Origin of the sequence: Sphaerisporangium sp. NPDC049002, from assembly GCF_040649355.1 — a bacterium.
Taxonomy (GTDB): domain Bacteria; phylum Actinomycetota; class Actinomycetes; order Streptosporangiales; family Streptosporangiaceae; genus Sphaerisporangium.
This window is the reverse complement of record NZ_JBEZFH010000295.1, coordinates 1-6852: the sequence shown is the minus strand read 5'-3', so window position 1 is coordinate 6852 and position 6852 is coordinate 1. Positions and strand designations below refer to the sequence as shown.

Here is a 6852-nt window from a genome sequence, read left to right as displayed (position 1 = left end):
CCAAGGCGAACGGCCTGCTCACCATGAGCCCCGACGGCATCGCGGCCAACATCGCCACCCTGACCTCGCTGGGCGTCAAGGCCACCGCCGAGGAGTCATGCCCCAGGCCAGGTTGCTCGCGCGCGCCAGTGCCAGGCGAGTGCCGGTCGCCTCGTCGAGCCGGGAGTCCCAGCCCGCCGTCGAGTCGGGGACCTGCGCGGGGCCCTCGGGCCCGTACGGGGCGCCGGCGCGGGGCCAGGTCTGCGGGGAGGTCAGGACGGCGTGCGCCTCGTCGGGGAACTGGGCGTAGTCGAGGACCGTGGCCAGCAGGATCGCCGCCTCGACCCCGCCGCCGGCCGCCAGCGCCGCCCGGCCGAGCCGGATGGCGAGGGTGTAGTCGTGGGTGCCCCAGGCGAGCCGGCACGCCGACATCAAGGGGCCGGCCGGCGCCTGCCTGCCGCTTTCGAGCTGCCACACGGTCAGCCGCAGCAGGTCGTCGCGGCGCCGTGCGCCGCTGCGCTCAAGCGCGCCGGCCAGCGTGGCGTACCGGTTGCGGCGCCGCAGCGGGGGGCACCCGGCACGGGCGACCTCGCCGTAGAGCGGGTGCCCGAGGCGGACCACCACGCGGCGGCCGTCGCCGGTCATGCGGATCAGGCCGCGCCCCTCGGCCTGCTCCACGGCCTCGGCGGAGGTGAGCTCCAGCAGCGTGGCCAGGCTGATCGGCTCGCCGAACGCGGTCAGCTCCAGCACGGCCCCGGCCTCGCGGGACAGCGCCCCGACGCGCTCACCCACGAGCTCGGTGAGCCGGGGCGCCAGCGGCGGCTCGCCGGTGAGCTGCCTCATGCCCCTGACCTGGCGCAGGGTGCCCGCGTCGCGCGCGGCGCCGACGAGCTCGTGCAGGAGCAGGGCGTTGCCCTCGGTCGCCGTGCCGAGCCGCCGCACGGTGGCGTCGTCGGGCCGGCCGCCGAGGGCGGCGGTGAGGATGGCGGCGCTGTCGCCGAGGGTCAGAGGCCCGACGTCGGCGCGCGCGGCGAGGCCGTCGCGCCAGAGCGCCGTGACGCTGTCGGGCGCGGGCTCGCCCGTGCGCAGGGTGGCGACGATGAGGGCGCGTTCCACGGTCACGAGGTGGTGCACCGCGGCGGCCGAGGGGCCGTCGAGCAGGTGGGCGTCGTCGACGGCCAGCACGGGCCTGCGGCCCCCCGCGTGCGCCCGCACGGCGTCGGCCGCCCACCGCAGCGGGTTGACCAGCCCAGGCGGCGCCTCCGGGGGCAGCAACCTGGCCAGCGCGCCGTACGGGATGCCGCCGGCCGCCCTGGTGGCCCTGATCGGGATGACGGCGTAGGCCGAGGTGGCGAACGTGCGCAGCACCTCGGTGGCCAGCCTGCTCTTGCCCACCCCGGCGGGGCCGGCGATCACGACGCCGTGCGCCGTGCCGTCGTGCGCCAGCCGCACGAGCCGGGCCAGGTCGTCCCGGCGGCCCGCGAACGGCCACATCGCCATCGGCCGCCTCCCGCCCACGTTCTTGTCCGGCCTGTTTCTGATCGTCTATCGTCCGCTTGTGGAACGCTGGGGAGCCAGATATCTGGTCGAGTGCCCGAGATGCGAACGGGGCACCCTGGCGCGTGAGCCCGACGGCCCGCACCGTTCCTTTCTGTCTCCTTTGCTCGCCCCTTATTCATTATCGGTGTGCCAGGTGTGCATGCACGTCCTTTTGCTCGCACCCGGGGAATCCGCCGACCGGTCCGAGGACGACGGGCCCGAACGGCCGCCGCGCCCGGCGCGCGTGCTGTGGCCGGGGGCGGGGCGGCCGGAAGGGGAGGAGATTCCCGAGCACCTGCGCGTGGAACTGGGCGAGGCCAAGGCCTGCCTGCGGGCGGGCGCCCACTCGTCGGCCGTCGTGATGGTGCGGCGGCTCCTGGAGGGCGTCTGCGCAGATCACGGAGTAAGGGTCTCGCCGCTGTCGCAGGCGCTGAGGGAGCTGCGCAGGCGGGGGCTGATCGAGGGCAGGCTCCTGGTGTGGGCGGAGGACCTGCGGCTCATCGGCAACGAGGCGGCCCATATCCGCGCCGGGCGGATTCCCGCCGAGGACGCCAGGGACGCGGTCGAACTCGCCGAGGCACTACTTGATTATTTGTACGTTTTTACCCCGAAATATCGTGACTTTAGAAAGAGGCGTGAGGCGGCGGGGGCGCGTTTTCCCGCCCCGGCGCGCGAGCGGCTTCCCGACACACTGGCGGTCAAGAGGCTGCGGCGGTCACGGGTGAGCTTCTCCGCACATTCCTATTCGCACGATCCGGCCAGGGCGAGATCCCAGAAGTCGGTCGCCGCGGAGCTCGGGGTCGGCCACGACCGGCTGTACAAGGGCGTCGTCACCTACGTCGACGGGCACGTCGTGCTCGCGGTGGCGCCGGTCGGCGCGGCGGTCGACCTGGTGGGCCTGGCCCTCGCCACCGGCGGCGTCCACGCGCGCGTCGCCTCGGCGTCCGAGGTGAGCATGCTCGGCACCGACGTGGTCAGCCCCCTCGGGGTGCCGCTGAAGGTGCCCGCGGTCGTCGATCCGAGCGCGCTGCGCCACGCCACCGTGTACGTCGCGAGCGGCCGGCACGGCCTGGAGCTTGAGCTGGCTCCGGCCGACCTCATCGGCGTCCTCGGCGCCCGGGTCGCCCCGATCACCACCCCGGCCGCCGGTGCCCTGCCCTGAGCCCTGCCCTGAGCGCTGCTCTGAGCGCGGCCCTCAGCCCGGGAAGCGCACCCACTGGAGGTCGTCGTGGCGGACGCCTCCAGGGCCGGGAAGCAGCGACCTGATCAGCGCCTCCCGGGTGAACCCCGCGCGCTCCAGCACGCGGTGCGACGGCGTGTTGTCCGGGTCTGTCCCCGCCACCAGCCGGTGCAGGGGCAGGTTGGCGAACGCCCACTCGGCCAGGAGGTCCACCGCCCTGGTCATGAACCCGCGGCCCCGGAACCTCCGCAGGAGGCTGTAGCCCACCATGGCCTGGCCGAGCGGCGGCGCGATGTTCATGAGCTGGATGTGCCCCGCGAACTCGCCCGTCGCGGCGTCCCTGACGCTGAGCTCGGCGCGCTCGCCGGACGACCACCACATCCCGGTGTACCGGCAGCGCCGCAGGGTCTCCTCGGGGTCGGGGACCTTCGGCGGCACGCTGTACATCAGGACCTCGGGCTCGCTCATCATCTCCTGGTAGGGGCCGGCGTCGTCCAGGGTGAGCGGCGCGAGCCGCACGACGCCGTCGGACAGCGACCCGCCGGGCAGATCGGGCAGGAAGGAGCGCTGGGGCTCCCCGGAGTCGAAGGAGAGGCGGCCGAAGCCGACCGCGTCGCCGTAGCCGCCCTCCCGCAGCGGGATGGCGCCGCGCTGGACGCCCTCGCGCCGGAACCCGGCGGCCATCGCCACGCGCTGGCTGGACACGTTGTCCACGTCGGCGACGAGCTCGACGCGGTGCACCCCCTGGGCGAACGCCCACTCGGTCAGCGCCCTGGCGGCCCTGGTGGCCAGCCCACGGCCGCGCGCCCACGGGGCCATCAGGTAGCCGATCTCGCCCGCGCCGCGCACGTTGAGCGGCTTCAGCCCGATGTTGCCCAGCCACTCGCCGGTGCCGGCGTCGGCGACGGCGAAGGAGGCGCCGCCGCGGTTCCAGTCGGCGGGGACCAGCTCGGTGACGAAGGCGACCGCGTCGTCGAGGACGTAGGGCACCGGCACGGTCGGGATGAACCTGACGATCTCGGGATCGGCGCAGCCGCGGGTGATCGCCTCGGCGTCCGTCTTCAGGTGCTCGCGCAGGACGATCGGGCCCGCGGGGATCACGTCACGGGGGAACATGCCCAATTGCTACCAGGTACGGACGCTTAGGGCGAACCTTTTTCGCACCCGCCCCACATCCCCCACAGGCCCTGCGGTCCGCCACGAGTGGGCGGCGCGCGCATATAGCCTTGCGCGCATGGGTTTTCGCAGGCACGGGCCTTTCCAGCCCGGTGATCAGGTTCAGCTCACCGACCCCAAGGACAAGCGTCACACCGTGACGTTGCGTGAGGGCGGAGTCTTCCATACGCACAAGGGGTCCATCCCCCATGACGACCTGATCGGACTGCCCGAGGGCTCGGTCGTGCGTTCCTCGGGGGGTACGTCCTACCTGGCCTTCCGCCACCTCCTGGAGGACTACGCGGTGTCGATGCCGCGCGGCGCGGCGGTCGTCTACCCCAAGGACGCCGCCCAGATCGTCGCGATGGCCGACATCTTTCCTGGGGCACGGGTCGTGGAAGCAGGGGTCGGCTCGGGGGCGCTCACCTGCTTCCTGCTGCGGGCGGTCGGCGAGAGCGGGCGGCTCACCTCCTACGAGCGCCGGCAGGACTTCGCCGACGTGGCGCGCAAGAACGTCGAGAAGTTCTTCGGCGGGCCCATGGAGCAGTGGCGGCTGGTCGTGGGCGACCTCGTCGCCTCCCTCGACGAGCCGGAAGTCGACCGGGTGATCCTCGACATGCTCGCGCCGTGGGAATGCGTCGACGCGGCGGCCAAAGCCCTTACACCCGGAGGGGTTATCTGCTGTTATGTAGCGACAACAACACAGCTGTCCCGTACGGTGGAAACCCTGCGCGATCACGGAAGTTTCACGGAGCCGCATTCGTGGGAAACCTTGGTCCGCGACTGGCATGTCGAAGGGCTCGCCGTCCGTCCGGGTCACCGGATGATCGGGCACACGGGTTTCCTCGTCGTGTCCCGTCGCATGGCGGACGGTGTCACGCCCCCGCCGAAGCGCCGGCGCCCTGCCAAGGGCGCCTATGGGGAGGAGTCGGGCACATGAGCTCCGAAGCCTGGCATGGCGTTCCGATGGACAATCATGCTTTTCCGCGCACCTGGGGAACAGAAACGCGCGCGTAGCTGCTTACAAGCAATGAGCCGCCAATAAGGCATTAAACACTGAACACTGGATGTAATGACACGAACACTCCCTGGCCAGGTTACGGATGCCCCCGAGATAGGTAGGGTCTTGAGTAGTCGCCCTCGACTGGGAAGGAGGTGACTGTGGCAGCTCGCGAAGACGCTGAGGCTCGAGCCGCCCAGCGCGAACGAGAGGTCGCTGACCTCACAACTCAGGTCTCCTTCCTCCAGGAGGAGATCACTGCGTTGCGCCGGAAGCTGGCCGAGTCCCCCCGGCAAGCCAGAGTCCTGGAGGAACGCCTCCATGAGGTGCAGGCCAGTTTGGCCGCTGTCACCGGTCAGAACGAACGACTGGTGGCCACCCTCAAGGAGGCGCGGGATCAGATCGTCGCGCTCAAGGAGGAGGTCGACCGGCTGGCCCAGCCGCCATCCGGTTTCGGCGTGTTCCTTGAGACCCGTGACGACGGCACCGTGGAGGTGTTCACCGGCGGGCGCAAGCTCCGGGTGAACGTCAGCCCCGCGGTGGACGTCGACTCGCTCAGGCGCGGCCAGGAGGTCATGCTCAACGAGGCGCTCAACGTGGTCGAGGCACTCGGCTACGAGACCGTCGGCGAGATCGTGATGCTCAAGGAGCTCCTGGAGGACGGCCAGCGCGCGCTGGTCATCTCCCACGCCGACGAGGAGCGCGTGGTCCGTCTCGCCGAGTCGCTGTTCGACCAGCCGATCCGCGCGGGCGACTCGCTGCTTCTCGAATCGCGCTCCGGCTACGTCTACGAGCGCATTCCGAAGTCCGAGGTCGAGGAGCTCGTGCTCGAGGAGGTCCCCGACATCTCCTACGAGGAGATCGGCGGGCTCATGCGGCAGATCGAGCAGATCAGGGACGCGATCGAGCTTCCCTACCTGCACGCCGACCTGTTCCGCGAGCACAAGCTGCGCCCGCCCAAGGGCGTGCTGCTGTACGGCCCGCCCGGCTGCGGCAAGACGCTCATCGCCAAGGCCGTCGCCAACTCCCTGGCCAAGCAGGTCGCGGAGAAGACCGGTCAGTCCGGCAAGAGCTTCTTCCTCAACATCAAGGGCCCGGAGCTCCTGAACAAGTACGTCGGCGAGACCGAGCGGCACATCCGCCTGGTCTTCCAGCGGGCCCGTGAGAAGGCCTCCGAGGGCACCCCGGTGATCGTGTTCTTCGACGAGATGGACTCGATCTTCCGCACCCGTGGCTCCGGTGTCTCCTCCGACGTCGAGAACACCATCGTTCCCCAGCTCCTTTCGGAGATCGACGGTGTCGAGGGCCTTGAGAACGTCATCGTCATCGGCGCCTCCAACCGCGAGGACATGATCGACCCGGCGATCCTGCGGCCCGGCCGCCTGGACGTCAAGATCAAGATCGAGCGGCCCGACGCCGAAGCGGCGAAGGACATCTTCTCGAAGTACATCACCACCGAACTACCGCTGCACGAGGAGGACCTCGGCGAGCACAGCGACTCTCGCGAGGCCACCGTCGCCGGCATGATCCAGCGAGTCGTCGAGCGCATGTACACCGAGAGCGAGGAGAACCGCTTCCTTGAGGTGACCTACGCCAACGGCGACAAGGAGGTCCTGTACTTCAAGGACTTCAACTCCGGAGCCATGATCCAGAACATCGTGGACCGGGGCAAGAAGATGGCCATCAAGGCGTTCCTCGAGACCAAGCAGAAGGGCCTGCGGATCTCGCATCTGCTCGCCGCCTGCGTGGACGAGTTCAGTGAGAACGAGGATCTGCCCAACACCACCAACCCCGACGACTGGGCCCGCATCTCCGGAAAGAAGGGCGAGCGGATCGTCTACATCCGCACCCTTGTGTCCGGCAAGCAGGGCACCGAGGCCGGGCGGTCCATCGACACGGTCGCCACGACGTAGTCGCTGACCGGGAGGATGGCGCCGGACGCGACGAAGGGGGTCTCCTGGCCGGGATAGGTCTTCGGGATGATGAACGGGGCGTCGCC

Annotated in this window: 5 protein-coding genes; 3 read left to right on the top strand and 2 right to left on the bottom strand. The window is 70.5% G+C overall.

The features are described from left to right. Nucleotides 1-75: 75 nt before the first annotated feature. On the bottom strand, nucleotides 76-1479 hold the full coding sequence (locus tag AB0B89_RS33655; RefSeq protein WP_358560906.1) for an ATP-binding protein: 1404 nt from the start codon (nucleotides 1477-1479) through the stop codon (nucleotides 76-78). 199 nt (nucleotides 1480-1678) lie between these two features. On the opposite strand from AB0B89_RS33655, the gene AB0B89_RS33650 reads away from it, so the two are divergent. Further along, nucleotides 1679-2680, top strand: coding sequence for a YbaK/EbsC family protein (locus AB0B89_RS33650; RefSeq protein ID WP_358560903.1), 1002 nt, complete (start codon nucleotides 1679-1681; stop codon nucleotides 2678-2680). A 33-nt stretch (nucleotides 2681-2713) separates the two neighbouring features. On the opposite strand, the gene AB0B89_RS33645 is transcribed toward AB0B89_RS33650, so the two are convergent. After that, complete coding sequence (locus AB0B89_RS33645) at nucleotides 2714-3814, bottom strand: GNAT family N-acetyltransferase (RefSeq protein WP_358560900.1); 1101 nt, start codon at nucleotides 3812-3814, stop codon at nucleotides 2714-2716. Between the two features lie 118 nt (nucleotides 3815-3932). On the opposite strand from AB0B89_RS33645, the gene AB0B89_RS33640 reads away from it, so the two are divergent. Beyond that, a complete protein-coding gene (locus AB0B89_RS33640) occupies nucleotides 3933-4793 on the top strand; it encodes a tRNA (adenine-N1)-methyltransferase (RefSeq protein ID WP_358560897.1) in 861 nt (286 codons plus the stop codon). Nucleotides 4794-5014: 221 nt separating this feature from the next. Next, nucleotides 5015-6766 carry a proteasome ATPase gene (gene arc, locus AB0B89_RS33635; protein WP_358560894.1) on the top strand — a complete coding sequence of 584 codons (1752 nt, stop codon included), beginning with the start codon at nucleotides 5015-5017 and terminating at the stop codon, nucleotides 6764-6766. Nucleotides 6767-6852 lie beyond the last annotated feature (86 nt).